Annotated in this window: 16 protein-coding genes and 1 tRNA gene; 14 read left to right on the top strand and 3 right to left on the bottom strand. The window is 47.6% G+C overall.

Annotated features, from left to right (window positions below):
• The first annotated feature begins 2 nt into the window (after window positions 1-2).
• The 12 genes from ABXS88_RS04320 (at window position 3) to ABXS88_RS04265 (ending at window position 11,286) form a co-directional block, all read left to right on the top strand.
• Window positions 3-1,256, top strand: a complete 1,254-nt coding sequence (locus ABXS88_RS04320) for a hypothetical protein (protein ID WP_353673954.1) — start codon at window positions 3-5, stop codon at window positions 1,254-1,256.
• A gap of 71 nt (window positions 1,257-1,327) precedes the next feature.
• Window positions 1,328-4,375 (top strand): hypothetical protein, encoded by a 3,048-nt coding sequence (locus ABXS88_RS04315; protein ID WP_353673953.1) that lies wholly within the window; start codon window positions 1,328-1,330, stop codon window positions 4,373-4,375.
• An 8-nt stretch (window positions 4,376-4,383) separates the two neighbouring features.
• Window positions 4,384-6,273, top strand: coding sequence for a hypothetical protein (locus ABXS88_RS04310; RefSeq protein ID WP_353673952.1), 1,890 nt, complete (start codon window positions 4,384-4,386; stop codon window positions 6,271-6,273).
• Window positions 6,266-6,613 carry a hypothetical protein gene (locus ABXS88_RS04305; RefSeq protein WP_353672562.1) on the top strand — a complete coding sequence of 116 codons (348 nt, stop codon included), beginning with the start codon at window positions 6,266-6,268 and terminating at the stop codon, window positions 6,611-6,613. Before ABXS88_RS04310 ends, ABXS88_RS04305 begins: the two co-directional genes overlap by 8 nt.
• Entirely contained in the window at window positions 6,613-8,208 is a 1,596-nt protein-coding gene (locus tag ABXS88_RS04300) for a hypothetical protein (RefSeq protein ID WP_353672561.1), read from the top strand. The genes ABXS88_RS04305 and ABXS88_RS04300 overlap by 1 nt, the downstream gene beginning before the upstream one ends.
• A 332-nt stretch (window positions 8,209-8,540) precedes the next feature.
• Window positions 8,541-8,894: a hypothetical protein gene (locus tag ABXS88_RS04295; RefSeq protein ID WP_353672560.1), complete on the top strand. Its 354-nt coding sequence runs from the start codon at window positions 8,541-8,543 to the stop codon at window positions 8,892-8,894.
• 39 nt (window positions 8,895-8,933) lie between these two features.
• On the top strand, window positions 8,934-9,527 hold the full coding sequence (locus ABXS88_RS04290; protein WP_353673951.1) for a hypothetical protein: 594 nt from the start codon (window positions 8,934-8,936) through the stop codon (window positions 9,525-9,527).
• Entirely contained in the window at window positions 9,527-9,763 is a 237-nt protein-coding gene (locus ABXS88_RS04285) for a hypothetical protein (protein ID WP_353673950.1), read from the top strand. Before ABXS88_RS04290 ends, ABXS88_RS04285 begins: the two co-directional genes overlap by 1 nt.
• Complete coding sequence (locus tag ABXS88_RS04280; RefSeq protein ID WP_353673949.1) at window positions 9,750-10,097, top strand: hypothetical protein; 348 nt, start codon at window positions 9,750-9,752, stop codon at window positions 10,095-10,097. The genes ABXS88_RS04285 and ABXS88_RS04280 overlap by 14 nt, the downstream gene beginning before the upstream one ends.
• A gap of 49 nt (window positions 10,098-10,146) precedes the next feature.
• Window positions 10,147-10,407, top strand: coding sequence for a hypothetical protein (locus tag ABXS88_RS04275; protein WP_353673948.1), 261 nt, complete (start codon window positions 10,147-10,149; stop codon window positions 10,405-10,407).
• Window positions 10,373-11,104 carry a glycoside hydrolase family 19 protein gene (locus ABXS88_RS04270; RefSeq protein WP_353673947.1) on the top strand — a complete coding sequence of 244 codons (732 nt, stop codon included), beginning with the start codon at window positions 10,373-10,375 and terminating at the stop codon, window positions 11,102-11,104. Before ABXS88_RS04275 ends, ABXS88_RS04270 begins: the two co-directional genes overlap by 35 nt.
• Entirely contained in the window at window positions 11,101-11,286 is a 186-nt protein-coding gene (locus tag ABXS88_RS04265; protein ID WP_353673946.1) for a hypothetical protein, read from the top strand. Before ABXS88_RS04270 ends, ABXS88_RS04265 begins: the two co-directional genes overlap by 4 nt.
• 97 nt (window positions 11,287-11,383) lie before the next feature.
• Here ABXS88_RS04265 and ABXS88_RS04260 read toward each other — a convergent pair.
• Window positions 11,384-11,456: transfer RNA gene (locus ABXS88_RS04260), tRNA-Phe, on the bottom strand.
• Between the two features lie 74 nt (window positions 11,457-11,530).
• Window positions 11,531-12,436, bottom strand: coding sequence for an FkbM family methyltransferase (locus ABXS88_RS04255; RefSeq protein ID WP_353673945.1), 906 nt, complete (start codon window positions 12,434-12,436; stop codon window positions 11,531-11,533).
• Window positions 12,437-12,483: 47 nt separating this feature from the next.
• Between ABXS88_RS04255 and ABXS88_RS04250 the strand changes: the two genes are divergently transcribed.
• Together ABXS88_RS04250 and ABXS88_RS04245 are read left to right on the top strand one after the other, a co-directional pair.
• The gene (locus ABXS88_RS04250; protein ID WP_353673944.1) at window positions 12,484-14,301 is read left to right on the top strand and encodes a hypothetical protein; all 1,818 of its coding nucleotides are present in this window, start codon (window positions 12,484-12,486) and stop codon (window positions 14,299-14,301) included.
• A 29-nt stretch (window positions 14,302-14,330) separates the two neighbouring features.
• Window positions 14,331-16,781, top strand: a complete 2,451-nt coding sequence (locus ABXS88_RS04245; protein WP_353673943.1) for a hypothetical protein — start codon at window positions 14,331-14,333, stop codon at window positions 16,779-16,781.
• On the opposite strand, the gene ABXS88_RS04240 is transcribed toward ABXS88_RS04245, so the two are convergent.
• A complete protein-coding gene (locus ABXS88_RS04240; RefSeq protein WP_353674775.1) occupies window positions 16,774-17,259 on the bottom strand; it encodes a crossover junction endodeoxyribonuclease RuvC in 486 nt (161 codons plus the stop codon). The genes ABXS88_RS04245 and ABXS88_RS04240 overlap by 8 nt on opposite strands.
• Window positions 17,260-17,345: the final 86 nt, after the last annotated feature.

Here is a 17,345-nt window from a genome sequence, read left to right as displayed (position 1 = left end):
TAATGTCAAATATTACCCCCATTCAAATTTTCCCTGGCATCAATGATTTACCTGTTGAAGCTACTGAATTAGCTGGTTGTAACGGTAGCGCCATTGTTGCCAGAATAAATAAACTTATTAGCAAGACTAACTATGCTGAAGAGTGTTTGACTGAATTTTCTCTTTATGTTGATACAGTTGATGGTTTAGATACTAATGACGGTCTTACAGATACTACTCCCTATAAAACTTTGCAAAAAGCTTTAGGGTATTTTTCTGGAAAATGTCTTGATGATTGCGGTTATGTTTACATCTATATAAAAGGTGAGATAACCGGCATATTGGATTTTACTGAAATTCAGTCTTGGATTTGCGGTAAAGGTGTATCTGGTCTTTTAACCTTAACTGTTTGGCCTGGAGATACTTCTTGGAAATATTTAACTCCAGCTTGGGGTAGTGGGGATGATAGCTATATTTATACGCCTACTTGGAAATGCAGTAATTACACTGGCTTAACTGTAAGTGTTAAGTATTGTGATTTTGAAATTGCAGGAACTTTAGAAATTACTAAAGTAAACCTAAGTTTGCAGTATTGCACTTTTAACGCAATGGGTTTGTATAGCGCAAAAGTATTTTTTGGTTATTGTGCAGAGGTAAGGTTTAAAACAATTGAGGTTAAGACAACCAACAATCAATCAATTACTTTTTTCTTAGATGATTGTATTTTAAGTATGGATAATCCTATAAACTGGACTAGCGGCCCAGGAATGAGGATTGAATGCTTTAAAAGCGTTTCTATTCTTGCCCCCTATGATTATTTTCATAGTCGAAGTACAGAAATAACTTTAGATTTAGCTGGCTCTCCAGACTGTAAACTTTTTTCGCCTGTAGATTTTTTTAATTTCACGCAAGGCATTCAATTATCTAATTGGGAAGGCGAAATAAATTATCGCTACACAATACCAATACTATCTCACACCATCTTTATTCCAACGCCTGCCTTAGGTCGTTATTTATTGTCCATACCAGACAGACGTTGCACTTTAAGGTCAGTGGCAATAACAGCTAAAGAAGGGACTATTAACTGTGCTCCATGGGCTAACGGCTCTAATGTTGCTGACTACCAATCAATCACGTTTACCGGAAATGACACAATAACGTGGTTTGATGGTATGGCTTTTAGTATTGATTACCCTAAAGCATTCAATATTTATTTAGATATTGCTAGCGTTACAGGGGTATCTGACCTTTGGATTCAAGTTAATTACATTCAATAAAAATCATGATTTACGATGAATCGACCGAATAAGGGGAAAAATATCAAAATTGTTCCCTTGGATGAAACCTAATGACCATCCCCCCTCCTCTTTACCTTTTCGACCCTGACCAAACCCATGACCTCCTCTGGGCCGAGCGAATTGACGGCAATATCGCCACGCTCTTATCAAATTCTTTCCAAAACCATGGGCCTCTTGATGCCTCTAGTCTCCCGGTGGTGCTGGTTGACCGCTATATTCCTGGAGGTGACAGCATCCCCTGGGCCAGTGAATGGACGACGACCTATTACGAATTTCTCAAGCCCCTGAGCCGTACTCATCTGCTCACCGATGGTGAAATCAATGGTTCTGCCTATGGTTTTGAGCCGGAATATCAGGCCAATTTGCCCTCATCGCTCAACCTAGGAGCGGCCTGGCCAGAGAAAGTCAAGGTCAAAGTAACCAAAGGCCAGACCGGCCTAATTTCCTGGCTGGAACGGGCGCATAGTGAATGCCATGCCGGACAGTATTGCCCCCAGGTAAACAACGATATTCAGGTATGGACACGCCGCCACAAGGTCATCACCGCTTTTGTAGAAGACCTGGAAACTGAGCTAGATTGTCGGCTCTGGCTTCATAACTCGGTGGTGGTGCAAAATGCCAGTCTGGAGGGCCTTAGCGACGCGCAAAAACGGCTATTTCGTTACGCTGACCTAGATGATGTTTTAGAAGACTGTTACAGCCAATTTAGGATTAGCGAACCCAAGGCGTTAACCGCTTTTGATGTGACCCTGATTAGCACCTATAGCACTTCCTATGCTTTCCCCGGCGGGCTTTCCCACACATTGAATTACAGTAGTCCACTATTTCAAGCGCTCCCCTCGCAGTATTATTACGCGGCCCTGATTTATGCTGAGAAATCCCAAAGGGCTAGTTTAGGGAAGCCTGTTACCGTCATCGCCAACGTTGCAGAAAATCCTGGGGCAGACCAGCCTCCCTACGTTTTTTCTGTGTCGTTAACTTGGTCAAAACTTGACAACTTATTGCCGGAAAATGCCGTTCAGGTTCCGTGGGGCTTGGATATAGCCAACGGGTCACATAGTCCTGTTTTGACTGTCCCTTTAGCCAATAACAATACGGACATCAATGGCAGTTTAAGCACCTTTACCGGCAATCACAATCCAAGCCTGGCGATGCCTAGGCTAACCGTTGTTAGTGATCGTCCTGTTGTTGATACGATTGCCGAGTTACCAACCAAAGCTAGTTACAATTCAGTTTGGGTTTATGAAACAGACTGTTTTTATCGGTATTTAAACAATGAACCTGACGAAAGCTTGTTAAATGGGCTTGATGTCATCCCCCATACTGGAGCTAATAAATGGTGGTATCGAGCCGAACATACCGCTAGTTTCCCCATTGGGCAGTACGCCGCCGCCGACAATAGCGCTAGTATTGCCGCCTCTAATTCTGGAGCGAAACGGGGCAATACTTTTTTCTTTGAATTAGACGTACCAGAGGGAACCCCTAAAGGCGATCAGCCTAATGAAGCACAAACCCGTCCGTTTCCATATAGCATTTACTATACAAATTGTTGCGAATTAACCCAGCTTAATGGTTATTTTTACTCTGGCAAAGACAATGAAGAATTGAATAAAGGAGAAATAAAACTTGATGAAGAATATTTTAAGTATGCTTTTAGTCCCAGATTTGTTAACTTAAACTGTTTATCTATTGCTCATGTGGAATTATTTAGTAGTGGAACCGCTAACCTACTGTTTCGGCATGATTTAGAATACACACTTCGTCGTCGCACTAGATTGCAAGGGGATGGAAATTATGGGGCTGCGCCTGATACTTGGGGCGAATCTTATGGCGGGGGAAGCACTAGCAGAGAGGAATACTCCTTTTATGAGGTTGTCAATCAACTGTCTATTAATATCAATTTCCCCAGCAGTTTTAATACCGATACGCTAACGATTACTGCTTTGCCAGGGAGCAATGGCAGTCAATTAAAGTTTTCTGATTCTGGCCCTTTACCCCAAGGCTATTACGAAATTTTTAGGCCGGAGGGCCAGCTAACCGGCACAATTGGCTCTACTCAACGCGCAACCCGTACTTTACGAGTTCAGCCCCTCACCAAGCCCCTCTACGTCATTGAACAGGGGAGTCAGACCTTATTTCCCACGGAAGCCCAATTTCTAAAGCTGATTGAGCCAAAGCCAGGCTTTTTCATTTGTGACCCTGACCCCGACCCCCTCCAAAACTGCAATATTGACCCCCAGCCAAATAACCCTAATAACACTGAATGGATAGGTGACATTATGCCCGATTCGCTTCGAGTTAAAGAAATTCATGCCGCGCTTCAAGCTGACAAGTACGCCAACGACGACTTCGACACCCAAAAGGCCAGGGTGGCCAACCTGGGCTGGCTCATTGACAAGATGTCCAACGTTCTGGGCCTGCATTTTGCCAGCGATGGGGAAATGCTCAAGGTCAGAGACACCGAGCATAAGAAGGACGGCGAGGTCATCCCAGAACAGTGGCAAATTGGCCAGTGGGGAAAAAACAATTGGATTGCCAAGAAATTTAACGGTCAGAAGGTGGCAGTCAATGGCGTGGGCTATGCCTATGAAGTCAGAAGCAATGGCTTTGGCACGGATAAATTCACCGGGGCCAATACCAGCATTGAGGAGGGGGGCTGGGTTTTGGTGAACAGTCTAATCCAACTGCTGGAAGTCAAATATGACGACGACGACCGCGCTTTTGGCCTGCAAGACCTCGGGGCCAACGTCATCCCCAGGGCCGACAAGACGGGCTACATCGCCTATGAGGGAATGCACAGTCTGCTGATTGAGATTGCCTATATGCTCAGTTCTTTGAGCGGCAACATCAGCCGGTCTGAGGTTCTGAACATGAAATCTGTGGCCATCCTGCAAGAACTGCTAGCTAGCCAGGGCCTACCTGTTGAATTGAAAACGATGCCGGCGACCGTCGCGGGTCAAAGCGTTCAGATTCCCTATCCAGGCCTGTCGTCAGACTCCCCCAGCCTGGTGGATTTCATGTTCTGGATACTGTCTAACCTAGCCCCGGTGGTCTCGGCCCAGTTGGCTTATAAACAAGACGAAACCGAAAAACTTTAGGAGGATTTATGTCAGCCGCCGCCCTTGGTGTTGCAATTATTTCCAGTGTGGCCGCCGCGGCCATTATTGAATATCTCAACCCGCCTTTATCTCAAGACCCCCAGCAACCCCAGGAGCCAGACCCCCCGGATATTAATAACAACTTCGATTTTTCTAATACCAATACCCACAACGTCAACAATTACAACACCTACAACTTCAATCCCCCTAGCCTAACGCCGCCGCCCAGCGTGGTTTATGTGCCAACGGGGAATGGGGCCAGGCCAGAAGTCAGCATTGAAATCAAGGATCCTCCCGAAGTCCCTAACCGGCGTTTACCTAAGGAAGCCGACGGACAAACTGACACTAAGACCCCCAAGAAACGCAGTATCAGCATTAAGCAACAACTGACGGAAAAGCCCTACGGTGGCCTGCTCACCCATCCAGTTTCTACCAAGCCGATCAAGCGCTATAACCTGCAACTCAGTAAGTTTAAAGAGCAGTTAACGGCGGCAAAAGAAGACTCCGTTAGAAAGTTTGCGAACTGGATGACCTTACAACAGGCCCAGCCAGCAAACCAGGAGGAGAAAAAGGAATATGACGAGCTGGCCAAGGACTTAACCCTTTGGGACAGCTTTGCCTTAGTAGCCCCGGCTTCGATTCCTGGTTTATCCGGTGAAATCGGTTTGCTCTACGGAATGAAACCCCTAGCCGTGCTAGCCAGTGCCTACAATGTGTCCCGCGCCAATGCTTACCAAGAGGTCACGGGCTATGTACCGCTTAAGCTGACGGTCGGCAATAAGCCCATTGCAGACAGTACCCCTACAACCCTCGGCGATCAGAAACTGCAAATTTCAACAGACGGCGAAATTCGTAAAGTCCTGGGAGTGGATGATTTTAGCTGGGCCTTGACCGCTTCCCCGGAAGACATTCTGAAAGGATACGGGCTACTACAATTTGCCAAAAATGGTGAGAGCGAGGAATTCAGTAAACAAGTAAAGGCGGCGTTAGAAAGTGGCAACGTCAAGCAGTTTATTGAAGGCATCTCTGGAACCACAGACGGCAACAAACTACAAATTAAATCCCTCCCCCGCCTAATGGCTTTAATGTCCGCCGCCGCCTTTTTCCGGGCCGGATACCATCGTTTACCCCAGGAATATCCTGAGCATTTAGTCAAAGACAAAGCAGGCCTGACTACTGGCAAGAAAGGAGGAACTCCGCCACCGCCAAAACTAATCAAGCTGGGCGATATGCTGGAAATTCAAGACTGGCAGAACCGCCAATTAGATGCCCTTTTTGGGGAATGGGCTACGACTATCAAGGTTAAATCACCCGATGGCAAAAAAGAGGAGGAAATTCATCTCCCCAATATGGCAGAAGCAATCGGTGAGTTGTTCAACTTGGTTTTCAATATCAACCTCCTCTCAGAACATCAAACCCAGATGCAAATCAAGGCCTTATCTGAGTTAATCAAGCTGTTTAACCAAGACTTGCTGACCCATGATCACGTTGTCGCCATCTCTAAATTCTTGGGCTATAACGGCGAAACTGACTCTGAGGAAGTTCCCCTTCCCTTTAACCCCAAAGCCGACGATTTAATGGAGTTTCAACAGCCTAGCAAACACAACGTTTTGCGCTGGAAAAATGTAGATAAGGCCGTCATGAAGGAAGACCTAATTACTGTTGGTCTGAATGCGGCCAAGGCGGCCAGCGCGGTTTGGCGCAAGTATAAACCCGGTGAACCTTTACCCGGTGAAAAAATCAAACAGAAACGAGAAGAAGCTAAAAAATTAGCTGACGAACAATGGGACAAATGGATCAAGGAAAATAACCTCCCCACGGGCTACGAGAAACTAGACCAGAAGCCACGACCTATCATAGATAACATCCCAGTTTCAGATAACCAAGACGATGCCTAGTGATCTAACCTTTCAACAATTGGCCAACGCGGCCCCCGCCGGGGCCATTTCTCTGAGTGGTGATGATGTCGTAATTTCCGCTTCCCTGCTCACCGGAGACACCATAGATGCCTTGTCGGCCAGTGGTGTCGTTGAATTCTGCATTAAATTGCTCGGCGCGGCTGAGGCGGCCCAAACCACGGCCAATACGGGAGTGGCGACCGGCAGTCGATTAAACAGCTTTTTTAGTACGTTCTCGTCAGTGAGTCTCAGCAATAGTGGCCCAACGGCCCAAAGTACCCGCTCTGTAACTGGCGTGGTTCCACTTAATGTTAATGAAATCACAGGAACAACGATCTAATGCCTGCACTATCGGGGAATTCGTTTAAAGCAATCGGCACGGCGGCCAAAAACTTTTTTGGCTACGAAATCCCTGATGTTTTGACCAGTGAGAAAGTTAGGAATACCCTCGGCCCCCGTGTTTTTGACTTTTTCGCCAAGCAGAAGAAAGAGCATCCCTTGGGAGGATTAGGAAAACTTGTTCAAGATATTTTTGGAGCCTTGGGGGGGAGCCTGAATTTTATCGGCGGGGCGCTTAAGTTTTTGGGCGCTATCTGGGAAAAGACCATTGGCTGGATGATTCCAGATTTTTCTATTTCTGGAATCTGGGATTTTTGTGTAGAAAGCTACTTCGAGATTAAAAATTTTGACTGGAATCAAACCGACGCGCAACTAGAAGAAGCTATTAAGCAACTGGACATTGGTATAGCAGCGGCCAAAGGGTCTTTGGCAGGAACAAGTGTTGTGTGGACTGTGGGCGCAGCTGTAGCCGCTGGGGTTGCGTTTAAGTGGCCAGTTATTGCCGCTGATATGGCCTTGGAAGTGGCAGAAGAGGGAAGCAGTGAAATTGCCGCCAAAATAGGCGCGTTTTTCCAGACGTGGTTTAGATCTACTGTTAGCAAAGGCTGGATTAAAGCCTTGTTATCGGCAAGACGTTATGAATTATTTGGGCAGAAGTCGATCTACAGTTCAGACAACAAAAAACCCTGGACAATTGCCGATGCTATTGACAAAAAAATTGAGTCCATCAAAGACCCTGAAGACAGAGCCTACTGGCGGGCTTTCTTGGATGCAGTGGAAGACTCAATTATCGACATGGGCTATGTCATGGCCTATTCGTTAGATGACTTTTTCCAAAACAACAAATACGCCGACCAGCCCCCACCCGACACCGAACGGGCCATTAGGCTTTACCTGAACCCCAGCAACAAACTGGGAGACGACGGGGCTCCACCTGTCCCCAGTGCTGATGACCCCTTTATTTACCTAGAAGGTGACCAGGAAGAGGTAATCCAGCAGGCAGAATCAGCCCTACTCCAACAGGGCATTTTAGGCCCTCGTGATGTTGGAGAATTTCTGGCTGTCCCCTACGAAGAATGGCAACGAGCCACCCCTAAAAGGGCTAACCTTCAACTTCGTTATTACTCCAAAGAGAAACCCCCCTTTGAAGTAGAAGGCATTAGAAGAAGCGTTCTCAACATTCCTGACCCCAAGCCTCTTACCTGGCAAAAAATCAAGCAAGCCGCCGTTCGCTTCACCTATGGCCCTGTCTTGACGACAGTTCGTCTAGACAATGGGCGACAGATGCAGGTCTGGGCTTCTACTCCCACCGAGGGATTGTCTTTCATTAAGTCACTACTAACTTTATCTAACGCCAAGATGGTAGGATTTCCTGCCCATACAGAAATAGACGACTCGCTTCTGCCCCCCGCAGAGAAAAAACGCAGTGTCCTGATGTATCCCGCCTTTGGAACCTATACCATTGTGCGCTCTACCAATGGCATCACAGACCCCAGCTATCTACACACCAAGAACAAAGAGTGGGCCAAGAAGCGCTTCAAAATCTACGTTGATACCGAGAAAGAAAGTGACTTTGAAAGCCCACTGATCAGTTAGTCTGCTCTCAGTCCCCTCTACACCAATAAATTCCCACTGACCATTGCCCCAGCCAAAAACGGCTTCCATCAATAATGGGGACTTTTAGGCGGTACTTTTTTATGCCGTCAAATACTTTACAAAACTTTATTGTTATTTTGTACTCACCCCTATCTAAGACTGTGTTGGATTACCCAGGATTTTCGAGCACCCTAAGGGTCGTCGGGGCAATCTGGAACCACAAATAAAAAGTAGAATTCGGGCTAGTGAGCAGTACACTGCCCTGGTCATCGCTGATGTTTTTAGCAAAATCTTGGGCTATAACAAAACTGTTGATATCTAAAGGAGCTTTTATGGCTGTTCTTAAAAATTTGACCTTTCAAGAATTGGATACCGCGCTTGGCGGTGATGTTCTTGAGTATGCTGCTGGGGATATTACTGTTTCCTTATCTGCTCTTACTGGCGACACTTATACCGCCCTAACCAATGAAGGTGTTGTTGAAGTAATGTCCAAGTTACTGACGGCTTGTTACACTGCCCAGGAAGCCGCCAATGCCGCTCTAGCCCCTGAGGATAGTGAGCTTACCAGCTTCTTTACTCCTACCAATGCTGGCTACAACCCGGATCAAGGCGGGATTGTTTTCAGCCAACAAATGCGTTACGTCGCGCCGGTTAACTTCGACCAAACGGTCGGCACTAACGCTTAAGTCAACCTTACCTAGGCATTAGCCTAAAGGAGTCTATTTATGGCACGTAATCGAGGCGAGAGAGTCAAAGTTTACGTTACGCTGAATGACAAAAAGTACGGTTTTTTAACTCAGCAAGAAGGGCATAATACACACAAGGCAGCCCTTGGTCACACGGCTTATGCTGGAGCCGCTGGGGTCTTCTTTGGTTGTAACTCCCCCAAGCCCCCCCGTGCGACTTACGACGGCTCGGAAAACACCTTTTCCAGCTTTTGCTCTACTAACAAAGTGAGCGCCCTTAAAAAAACGGCAGGCTGGACTGTGAACGACAAAACGGGCCGCCGGGGGGTTAAAACCTCTGGCCGTACCCGGACGGTTTACGTTGATATGCCGGGGGGCTGGAAATACGCTTGGAACCTGCCTACTAGCGAATTAGATATCATCGGCACTTTGGGAATCGTTCAGGCATCAGGGGCTGACGCGGCGGATCTCGTTTGGGGGGTTCAAGATCCTAAGCCCCCCCGTGCTTCTCGCAAGACGGCGGCGGGCACTCAGTCCACCTTTGCCAAGCCTCAGGCTTCTGTACTGGATGCGGCGGCGGCGGCTGGATTTACCATTTCTGGCGTTGACTACGACCTAATTCCTAACCCCTAATGAGTGACTCCCCCTTGATCCTCCCCGGCGATCCGCTGTTTGATGAAACGCTATTAACTCCCCGTCCTGACTGGGGGGAAGTAGCGGCCAAGGACGGTGATAACTACGCCTTTGTGGTTATGCCAGGTGAATTATTGCCCAGGCCTGTAACCATGGCGGAATTAAACGAATATCTGGAGGGGGGAGCCTACGACGAGCAGATGATTGAAATGGAGTTTGAGCTTGACCTGGACTAACCTATTTGGGGCCAACCTCACCAACGATTGGTTATTTTCTGTGCCAACGGCGGGGGAGTGGTTTCGGGTTCATGCTCAACTTCCTGCTGGAATATTGCCTCCTTCTCGTTTTTGGGGATACATCGGCCAAGCGGGCCGGACATTGACGCAAAAGCCTAATCTTTTTGATGTCCAGCGTTTATACCCAACCCCAGAGCCACAGGTGATTCAGCTTGTGGCTCCTCCTATCTGGGCCAATGACCGGGCCCTGGCCCTGAAAGGGATTAATTACCGCTATTCACGACTGGGCTTTTCTTGGTTTGTTACCGTCCAGGTCTGGACAGAAAGCTCCTAATTCAACCCCACCCTAGAAATCCGTGTTGCAACTACTTAGTCTTCCCGCCATGAATGAGATTCCCCCTCACCCCACCAGGGCCAATGACATTTGGATCAGCGTCACCATGATCGGCGTGATGCTCAGCATCGGAGTTGGCGTAATCAGCGTTAACAAAACCCTAACCGATGCGGCCGTTACCCAGGAAGCGAGATTTATCCGCTTGGAAGAAACGGTCAAATCCTTGAGAGAAGACCTCAACGAGTACCGCCAAACCCAGACCAGAAATAACAACAATGAACGCTATTCAAACGGCGACGCTACTAAGTGACCTGCCCCTCGATACCCTCAAGCAGGTTCAAACTGGCTTAAAGGCCCTGGGCTATCCGGTTGGGCCCATTGACGGGATGTTTGGCCCTCGCACCCGGTCGGCCTGGGCCGAGTTCAAAGCCGATAACCACCGCTCGGAGCCTGAATGGATTGGGCCAGACTCTTGGGCCTTGCTTCAAGAGGAAGTTTTGGCCCTGACCACCCCAGGAAAGACCCATGACTTTTCCACCAAGGACGGTACGGTAGAGGCCATTATTTACGAATGCCGTCAACAGAAGATTGGGTCAGCTAATCAGATTGCCTACGTTCTTGCCACGACGGAACATGAGACGAACAAAACCTTTAAGCCAGTCAAAGAGGCTTATTGGAATAGCGAGGATTGGCGCCGGCGGAATCTCCGCTATTTTCCTTACTACGGACGCGGCTTCGTTCAATTGACTTGGCGGCGGAATTACCAGAAGTACGGGGAAATTTTAGGTTTTGACTTGGTGGGGAACCCTGACAAGGCGCTAGATCCGAACATCGCGCTTTTTACTTTGGTCCACGGCTTCAAGGTCGGTACGTTCACTGGCCGGAAAATCACCGAGTACATCAATGGGGACAAGGCTGATTTTTACCAGGCCCGACGCTGTATCAATGGACTGGACAAGGCAGAAGAGATTTCTGAATTGGCCAAGGCCTGGAGGAGAAGACTGTGAGTCGGTGGATCGACTTCCCTACACTGGCGATGCTGGCCGCGGTGGCCATTGCTGTCCCTTCGATTTTAATGGGCAACCAAGCCGGACTGGGGTTTGCCGCTGGGTTGACATCAGCGGCCGGAACGGCCTATCAATACCAGCAAAAACGCGCCGATTTTGAGGATGACCCTAGAAAATTTTAGGTCAGTTTTAGGTCAATTTAGGTCTAGGTCAGTTTTTCATGTATGCCTATCAGTGGGCAGACATGCTGTAACCGTTACTACGTCTAGTGTTTAGAGATGCCAGGAGGCGGACTTGAACCGCCGACACGAGGATTTTCAGTCCTCTGCTCTACCAACTGAGCTATCCCGGCTTTTGTAAGTGCTTAACTACGATAGCAATAATTTTATTGAATCGCAAGTCTTTAGCTCAAAAATTCTGACAGAATTAGGGAGCTGCAAACAGAGTATGCTCTTGGAGTTGTAAACGATAGCCCAGGGACTCCAGAAAAGGCCGGACACCTAGCAGGGCCGAGGTTTTTGTTCTCACATCTTCGTGGATATCAATACAGAGGGCCGGACGGTACTGGTCCAGGGTTTTTTGTCCCCCTTGGAGGGCGTAGAGTTCAAACCCCTCAATGTCAATTTTGATGGCCTGGGGGCAAATGGATTGTTGTTCTAGGATGTGGTCGAGGGTCGTAATCTCAACGATATAGGTTTGGTAGTGCTGTTGACTCGGCTGGACATTAGCTGCGAGGGTCGAGGTATCCGAGGCCCAAGCAAAGGGGTTATCACTGGAGTATTCAATGAACTCTGCGCTACCGATGCTATCTGAAATGGCCTGGGGCAACAGCGTGACATTACCAATATTGTTTTGGGTGATAATCTGTTCTAGTAATTGACGCGTTTGGCGGGCCGGTTCAAAGGCATAGACCCGACCGTTGGGCCCCAGGTAATCGGCTAAAGGCAGACTAATCACGCCGTAGGCGGCCCCCACATCCACAAAAACATCGCCGGGTTGGAGATACTGACGCAACCAATCCACACAATGACTCTCGACTCGGTAGTTAAAACTATCTTTTTGTGATGTTTCCAAGCAGTGCGCATAGGCTCGCAACACCGAGACAGGCATCCGGAGAGGAAGTTCGTTAATCAGGCAACTCAGTTGAGTCTGGGGATGACTCTGGCTGACGACCTCCACCAAGGTACGGCTGTAGTTGAGGTGGAGATGATCAAAGGATTTTTGCAAATTTGCGATCAATTCATTGGTATCGGCAATGGCCCGATGCAGGGCGGCTTCCTGTTCATCTAGGCCAAAGAGTTTGCGACGAATCTGCTTTAAAATACTGGACATAGAAGGTTGGACGGACAGGGAATGAGCCAGAGCGTTAATATTGTCCCATGGAAGTTCGTCGTCCCTTCGTCTATTCCGTTGGTTTTGCCCTCCTGCTCTTAGCTTATGCGGGTGTCGGCATCTATCTTATTCAAGTCAATGGCCTGACGGCGGATGAAACAGCCTATATCGGCGCGGCCTATGCCTATAGTCAAGGTGTTGGACTCAATCCAGAACATCCCCTGCTCTTAAAAATCCTTAATAGTTTTCTATTTAGTTGCTTATTTCCTCAGATTCAGGTTTCTCTACCGGATTTGAATCGTTTAGATCCGGTTCAAATTCGCTTAGCGGCCTTTGATGCCGGCTATCAAGTTTTGATGTATTATCCCGATGCCTTTGAGGCAGTGATTCAGGGGTCTCGGCTTCTTTACCTGGCAATTAATGGACTATTTTTAGTTTGGTTATACGGCTACAGTGTGGTTTTAAGGCTACTAGACCCAGCTATTGCTTTGATCATGGGGGGGCTCTGGTTATTTTCTCCAAGCTTAATGAGTCATAGTGCTTTAGTCACTTTTGATGTGACGGTCTCCTGGAGCGCATTAACCACTATTTTAAGTGCCACTATTTTAATTTACAGCTATCTGCAAAAGAAACATAAGTTAGTTTTTATACAGTTTACTATATTAACCTTAAGTTTGGGATTAGCCCTAAATACAAAATTCAGTAACTTACTCCTACTCCCCATTCTTTTTATAGGTCTAGGGAGCACTGCCCTTTATCTATGGCACTATATTTGCCGTCGATCCGCCCTTCAATTGATTGTTGGTAGTAGTCTCTGCTTGCTCATACAACCCCTGCTCACCCTGGCAATGTATCGTTTTGCTTTTCGAGCTATGGGAGAGAATCATTTAATTGATTTAGGGCGTTATTACTGGCAAGGATTGCAGATGACCCTCGTGACCGCCAAGGGGGAACAAGTTCCTTTTCTCTGGGGCCAATTTCGTCCTGTTACCTATGGTCAATACCTAACCAAAATTCTTGTTTTCAAGGAAAATCCTGGTCTAGGATTATTGCTGGCTATGATTATCTGGGTGTTGTTGCTTCAACTCAAAACCATCTTTTCTCAAACCCCAAACCCATTTCTGTTATGGATTAAGCAAGGGCTGAAATTCGGACATTTGAATCATTCTAGATTATATTTAATTTCAATAGCTATTTTTATTGCACTCTATCCCTTGGCTTATACTTATCTTGCCCAGGGGAGTCGTTTTGTCATTGGCTACCGCTATTTTTATCCTGTCATTTTCTTTTTATATTTTCTGATTGCTGTTGTGCTAGTACGCTGGCGGCCGCTATATCCTTCTCTTTTTTTCTACGGTGCTCTGACACTGTACGTGGTTTTTGGCCTGCTGGGCCTACCCCAAGGCTTAAGTTATGTAAGTCCACTATGGCCGATGCCAAAGTGGTTACTGGCTAATGATTCTACCCTTAACTGGGGACAAGAGAATCAGCAAGTTGTCAACTATTTATATCACAATTCCCTTTTACCTAAACGGAACCAAAAAGCCTTAATTTATAGCACCTTTAATGCAGCTATTAACATCAATCAATATGTTGAAATTTTAAACAAAAATAATTCCTTAGGGTTAGATTTGCAGTCTTACTATGATCAACCTCGTTTCAATCCGCTAGAACAAAAGATTGAAAATTTAGAGTATGATTACCTGCTGGTAGATAGTACCGTTTTACAGGCCCTGGAATCGGCCAAGGCTAATCCTCCAGTAGGTATAGAGATGGCAACTATTACTGGTAACCTAAAATTCCTAGAGGAGCATCGACCAATCTATACTCATAATGATATTATGTTTCTCTATACGCTGAGATAGTTCGCCTTAAAATACATTAATTGTGATAAATGTTTTTCCCCTTTGTTGGTTTTATTCTTGCTCTTGTTTTGCTTTTAAATCTAGGTTTACTTTTATTGGGCATCCCTTTCTATAAAAAACAAAGCTGGCTGAATCGCCATCGGCAAGAAATTCCCTTTTTGTTAGCTGTGCTTTGCCTAAGCCTTAGTTTAGGGCTAGGATTAGTGGGCTATCTCCAGCTTTTAGACGGAGGAACCGTTCAAGTTTTTCGGATTGACTTAGGCTTGATTAGTCTCGGTTTATTCGGGTGGATTTTTCGGCAAGAGTTAGCTCAAAAAAGACAGGATTGGAGTCAACTACCCGCGATTAAAATAGTTTGGCGATGGCTATGCCAACAATGGCAAGTCCAGCGGACACTCTACGGCGTTGCTTTTCTATTCATGCTGATCGCTGTGGCCTTGATGGCCCCCATGGCTGCATCCCAAGTAATTTTTTCCATCAATGACCATACATCCCACATTGGTTATATTGTCCAGGCCCGTTTGGCCCTAGAAGAAGGTCAGTTTCCCCTACGAGTTGCGCCCCTAGAGGACTTTGGTTTTCGTTATCCAGGCTTCCAATTTTATAGTCAATTTCCCTATACTTTAGGGGCCTTGATTTATAAGTTTCTAACCCCCTTAAATCCCTACGATGCCTACAAGATTCTGCTCTGGCTGGCCCTGTGGTTAGGGGGCCTGTTTATTTATCGCCTCAGTCTCCGGCTAACCCGTTCTCCAGTGGCCTCGATTTTGGCAGGAGTTGCTTATCTTTCAGCCCCTTATTTCTTAAATAATATTCATGCCCGTGGTGCTTTTACTGAAGCTATTGCTCAGGGGCTTTTACCTATTGCTCTTTTTTATGCCTTTCAACTCTTTCATCAGCCGGGGAAGTCCCTGTTTTTAGGCAGTAGTCTAGCCTGGTTTGCTCTAGCAATAACCCACATTATCACTTTTGTTTTTGGTACTTTATTTATTGGCTTATTTGGAGCCATTTATATCCTTAATGATGCTCATTTTAAGCCGACTCGTCTTCAGTACGGTGCGGTGGCCGGAGCCTATCTCTGGGCCTGGCTCCTGGGTTGTTATTTCCTAGCCCCGGTGGTGTTGGAGTCCAAAATCCTAGCCATTCGGCGACAAATTGAAGTGGTTAATCCCTTTAGTACTCGCTGGCTAACGCCCCTGGCCAATCTCATTTCTCCTGCCTCTTTGCCACCAGCCCCAACGGAATTGGGCCTCTCCCCCACCTATGGCCTGCATCCGGCCGTGGGATGGATTTTGCTGGGGGCCGGATTGAGTGTCGCCTATTTCCTCTTTAGCGACCAATCCTTACCGTCCCGTCTCCAGCCTAGGCGTTCCGCCATGGTGGCCCTGCTCTGGGTCTTTGTTTTAGCTTTTTTGATGACCTGGAGTCCGGTGGACATCTGGAATATCGTTCCTAAACAACTCTGGGTGACTCAGTTCACCTTTCGCTTTTTAACCCATGTCATGTGGAGTGGGGCCCTGCTCACCGGCTTTGCCATCATTTTTATTTTCCGGGAACGCTTAGACCGTCGCCATTTAATTGTCGGAATTTTACTGATCGTTATGGTCAGCCGTCCTTGGCTGCCCGTGCCCAGGGGAACCGTCACCGTTGAAGAACTTTTAAAGGAACCCCTGTTTCGTTATTCCGGTGCCCTCGATTATCTCTATACGGCCCCGATCACCGAGTTATACAACCGGGCAGAGTTGCCCACCCTCAAGCCCAATTGGATTCCCGGCTATGGCAGTTGGGATATTTTTATTAATCATCCCCTAGTACTTGATATCCAAGAGGATGCTAACATTCCCTACCCGGCTTGGCCGAATGGCTCGGCCCCCATTCTGAAGCTCAAGGCCACGGTTCCCCCGGAAACCCTCCAGGGCCAGGCCCATTTAATCGTGCAGGTGAATCAAAAAACCGTGGCCCGCTGGCCGCTCAACACACCAGTTTTAAACCAAAGCTTGGCCCTACAACCAGAGTGGATTGATCCTGAGAAACGCCAGTTTGAACTGCGCTTTGATTTTGACGGCCATACCCTGGATGGCCGGCCGCCCTATCTCCGCCTCCAGTCCTTTCATTTTGAGGGCCTGGGGACAGAAAGTGCCATTGTACCAGTGTTCGAAACCCAGAGGGGTTGTCGTCAACAGGGCCCGGTGACTCAATGTGAAGTCACCCTGGACGCAAGGGCCGGAATTGTCCAATTGCCGGTTTTGTACTATCCCAAAATGCAGGAGGTCTGGGTAGATGGGCAGTTAGCACCGGCCCTGCCGGTCTATCACCGTAACTTTAGTCTAGTGGGCCTGCGGTTACCACCGGGGCCCCATCAAATCCGGATTCAATTTGTCGGTCTGGTTTGGGCGAATTGGGTGAGTTGCCTGGCCTGGCTTGCTTGGTTGGGGTTGGCCGCGGGTTCCTTGCCCCTGTGGCGACGTTGGGCTAAGTAATGTCATTGCGCAGGCCCTGAAAGCCCGCCAGGGCAATCCCAATGGCATCCACACTATCGTCAATGGCAGCTGTATCCAGTACAAAAAATTGCTGTAGCATCGCCGCGACTTCCTGTTTACTGGCTCGACCATGGCCCAGGTGGCATTTCCAACTGGCTTGATGTAGAAAAATAGGCACTTTACCCAGGTCACGATAGATGACTAAATTAATTACCCCCAGGGCCTGGAGCACACCACCCGCTGCCTTGATTTGACGATTAAAAAACGGCATTTCAATAGCAATGTCATCGGGTTTAAATTCCGCCAACAGATAGCTGAGGTCTTGCTCAATTTCCAGCAATCGGGCCGGCGTGGTCAGGTTTTTCTCGGTTTCGATCACGCCGTAGTCAAGCAGTTGAGGGGCCTGGCCCGATTCTCCTTCCAGTACCGCCCAACCGATCCGGGCCAAACCGGGGTCTAAGCCTAGCCATCGGGTCATCATTAAACGTTTTGCATAGTGGGCATTGGCATCGGGCAATCATTCCTGGGACGTAATGAGCAGTCAGGGCCATTAATAGCCAGTTA

The sequence above is a fragment of the Synechocystis sp. LKSZ1 genome (assembly GCF_040436315.1).
GTDB lineage: Bacteria > Cyanobacteriota > Cyanobacteriia > Cyanobacteriales > Microcystaceae > Synechocystis.
Note: the sequence above shows the minus strand (reverse complement) of the source record. Positions and strands in the feature narration are given on the sequence as shown.

Excerpts from the sequence above, each read along its gene's own strand:
- ABXS88_RS04310 (WP_353673952.1), top strand. The coding sequence starts at position 4,384 with ATGTCAGCCGCCGCCCTTGGTGTTGCAATTATTTCCAGTGTGGCCGCC.
- ABXS88_RS04295 (WP_353672560.1), top strand. The coding sequence starts at position 8,541 with ATGGCTGTTCTTAAAAATTTGACCTTTCAAGAATTGGATACCGCGCTT.
- ABXS88_RS04320 (WP_353673954.1), top strand. The coding sequence starts at position 3 with ATGTCAAATATTACCCCCATTCAAATTTTCCCTGGCATCAATGATTTA.
- ABXS88_RS04240 (WP_353674775.1), bottom strand. The coding sequence starts at position 17,259 with ATGACCCGATGGCTAGGCTTAGACCCCGGTTTGGCCCGGATCGGTTGG.
- ABXS88_RS04245 (WP_353673943.1), top strand. The coding sequence starts at position 14,331 with ATGTTTTTCCCCTTTGTTGGTTTTATTCTTGCTCTTGTTTTGCTTTTA.
- ABXS88_RS04305 (WP_353672562.1), top strand. The coding sequence starts at position 6,266 with ATGCCTAGTGATCTAACCTTTCAACAATTGGCCAACGCGGCCCCCGCC.
- ABXS88_RS04315 (WP_353673953.1), top strand. The coding sequence starts at position 1,328 with ATGACCATCCCCCCTCCTCTTTACCTTTTCGACCCTGACCAAACCCAT.
- ABXS88_RS04285 (WP_353673950.1), top strand. The coding sequence starts at position 9,527 with ATGAGTGACTCCCCCTTGATCCTCCCCGGCGATCCGCTGTTTGATGAA.
- ABXS88_RS04275 (WP_353673948.1), top strand. The coding sequence starts at position 10,147 with ATGAATGAGATTCCCCCTCACCCCACCAGGGCCAATGACATTTGGATC.
- ABXS88_RS04300 (WP_353672561.1), top strand. The coding sequence starts at position 6,613 with ATGCCTGCACTATCGGGGAATTCGTTTAAAGCAATCGGCACGGCGGCC.
- ABXS88_RS04255 (WP_353673945.1), bottom strand. The coding sequence starts at position 12,436 with ATGTCCAGTATTTTAAAGCAGATTCGTCGCAAACTCTTTGGCCTAGAT.
- ABXS88_RS04250 (WP_353673944.1), top strand. The coding sequence starts at position 12,484 with ATGGAAGTTCGTCGTCCCTTCGTCTATTCCGTTGGTTTTGCCCTCCTG.
- ABXS88_RS04270 (WP_353673947.1), top strand. The coding sequence starts at position 10,373 with ATGAACGCTATTCAAACGGCGACGCTACTAAGTGACCTGCCCCTCGAT.
- ABXS88_RS04290 (WP_353673951.1), top strand. The coding sequence starts at position 8,934 with ATGGCACGTAATCGAGGCGAGAGAGTCAAAGTTTACGTTACGCTGAAT.